The sequence below is a fragment of the Polynucleobacter sp. MG-28-Ekke-A2 genome (assembly GCF_035012985.1).
Lineage (GTDB): Bacteria > Pseudomonadota > Gammaproteobacteria > Burkholderiales > Burkholderiaceae > Polynucleobacter.
In genome coordinates this window covers 1-2,286 of the sequence record NZ_JAYGQU010000043.1, presented here as the reverse complement: position 1 = coordinate 2,286, position 2,286 = coordinate 1, and the positions used below count along the sequence as shown (strand labels likewise).

3 protein-coding genes are annotated in these 2,286 nt (G+C 39.8%); 1 reads left to right on the top strand and 2 read right to left on the bottom strand.

Annotation, left to right across the window (positions count from 1 at the left end; genetic code table 11):
• Positions 1 to 280 precede the first annotated feature (280 nt).
• A complete protein-coding gene (locus tag VC188_RS11810; protein ID WP_323484095.1) occupies positions 281 to 955 on the bottom strand; it encodes a DUF3313 domain-containing protein in 675 nt (224 codons plus the stop codon).
• Between the two features lie 33 nt (positions 956 to 988).
• Positions 989 to 1,291, bottom strand: coding sequence for a hypothetical protein (locus VC188_RS11805; protein ID WP_323484094.1), 303 nt, complete (start codon positions 1,289 to 1,291; stop codon positions 989 to 991).
• A gap of 164 nt (positions 1,292 to 1,455) precedes the next feature.
• Between VC188_RS11805 and VC188_RS11800 the strand changes: the two genes are divergently transcribed.
• On the top strand, positions 1,456 to 2,094 hold the full coding sequence (locus VC188_RS11800; RefSeq protein ID WP_323484093.1) for a helix-turn-helix domain-containing protein: 639 nt from the start codon (positions 1,456 to 1,458) through the stop codon (positions 2,092 to 2,094).
• Positions 2,095 to 2,286: the final 192 nt, after the last annotated feature.

Genomic DNA, 2,286 nt, shown 5'->3' with positions numbered 1-2,286 from the left:
TAAGGAGCTTAGAATGATCCAAGACCGTTTAAACAACCGACCTAGAAAACGATTAGGATTTAAAACCCCCAATGAAGTATTTATGCAGTCCTTAAACCGTGTTGCACTTCGTGTTTGAATCTACGTTATTTTAAAGAGAAATCTTTTCTAGAAAGCCTTAAATAATGGTGTTTTGAAAACTAAGCCCCAGGCCGCTAGGCCAATGATTACCGCCAATCAAAAGGGTTGCAATTACTTGTACATAGATAAGTTTTGGGGTTTGCTCAAAAAACATAATAGTTTATTTTGAAGGCCCTGCACCAACAGAAGTTTCTAGTGCCAGACGAACCACTTTTTTAGCCATCGCCACAAATGAATCAACGGATCCACTAGCAGTTCTGAATGACTCACCTTGAACAGTAATCAGCCCTTCACCAATAATCTCATTTGATTGGCTATCAGAAATCTTACTTTCCACTACTAATGCAGGTGTTTTTGAGTTCACGCCGCCAGCATATGCAGCTGCGTTTACAGCCAATCCAATTGGCGTGAAATTCCAAGGTTGCAGGCTGTCAGCAGACAACTCTCCACCCGTGATACCAACAGAAATTCTGGCAACTCCAGGGCCTGGCTGAGTAACAATTTTGATATTACCCCTGCTGTTTACAGCCTCAACCATTGACTGTTGCAGGGCTGTCTTGGTTTGATTAATAACATCGTTACTGACTTCTTTAGTTGCACTTTGGTTTAGATAGATGGGGTCAAGTATGACGGCATTGTAGGATTTCATATTGACGCTATCTTTGTAATAGCGCCATACTCTTGCATCAGTATCTCTAATAGCAATTGGCTGCAGAACATTGTAATTTGGCAAAAAACCAGATCTTGGCATTGCTTGGGTGTTTAATTTGGGAGCATTACTACAAGCTGCTAATAGACAAGCAACGGCGATTGTAAAAGGTAAAGATATTTTCATGAAGTTTCCAGGAGTATGTTTTTGAATTGAATATTAAATTAGCGTATTACCAATAATTGAAAAACGGCAATCCGCATCTACGCCAATTAAAAACTTAGGTGTGACAGAAAAATAGTGGCCAATGGATGCTTGGGCTACAAAATCGTTGGCACTTTGAATGCTAGTTGTGGCGGGATAATTACTTCCCCCAGTCTGGACGCTAGCACTGCCCAGTGTTTGGTTAACGCTTTCATAACCAGCACCAATTTGACCAAAAGCACCCTCAAAACTCTTTTGCGCAATGCCTTGTGTTGAGAAAAAGACTCCAATAGCAAATGTTGTTAGGATTTTTTTCATAAACTCATTTCTAATCAATTATTTACAATGATCGTACTGGCGAAATGCTATTAATTTGTTCGGTTTAGAGTTTGCACAATAAGCCCCCTCTCGCTTACTCTACATAGCCGAAAGTGGTTTAAATGTAAGTAGGTTCGGTTTCATCAACTCCTAAAGGTCTTCATATGAATGCAAAACGTGATTTTCTAAAAAACAGCCCGGAGCAAGATCGATCCGAAAAAGCAATTGAAACTATCTTTGAGACCGCTACAAAGCTTGCAATATCTGGAGACCCCAAGGTATTAAATATTCGGGAGCTTTCTGAACATTCTGGGTATTCTGTAGGCAATATCTATCACTACTTCTCTAAAATTGATGATCTATTCTCGTATGTTTTCAATAAACGCCGAGAGAAAGTGCATGCCGCCTTTGGTGAAAATATTATAAAGCTTGATCCTAGCTCAACCGTGAGTGATATTTTTACTAAATTAGTAGATGACTCCTTCGAAATTTGGAAACAGCCTCACCCGAAGCTCCTAAATAAAATGCTGCGTCAATATCTCAAAAGATCTCAAGATCCAGAAAAATTTCATGCTATTGCAGATCTACTAGTTCCACCATTCTTGGATGCGATGCAGAAAAATACAAGTGCGAGTTTCAGGCAAATTGATGAAAATGAGCTGAGGATATTGTTAAGAATGACCCAACAAGCAATTGGGGCGCCTTTTATGGAGCAAGACCCTATTGCTGGCACTGCAGAACATAGAAAAATAGCGATTAACTCATGCTGTGCTTTATTCAATATTAGGACGGCGAATATTTAGGGCCTCAAGAGATCTATTCAGCATGAATTGCATCACCACTTCTTTAGACTTCTTTTGATGACTCTTATTGGCCGAGGCTGTGTAAAAACTCAAAACACTTCCATTAATTTCGATTTAGAGCGTGTACACGGGTTTAGGTTTCTCAATAAAGCGCCCTGAGGGGCTCAAGCATCCTGTTTCGGTAAATATTGG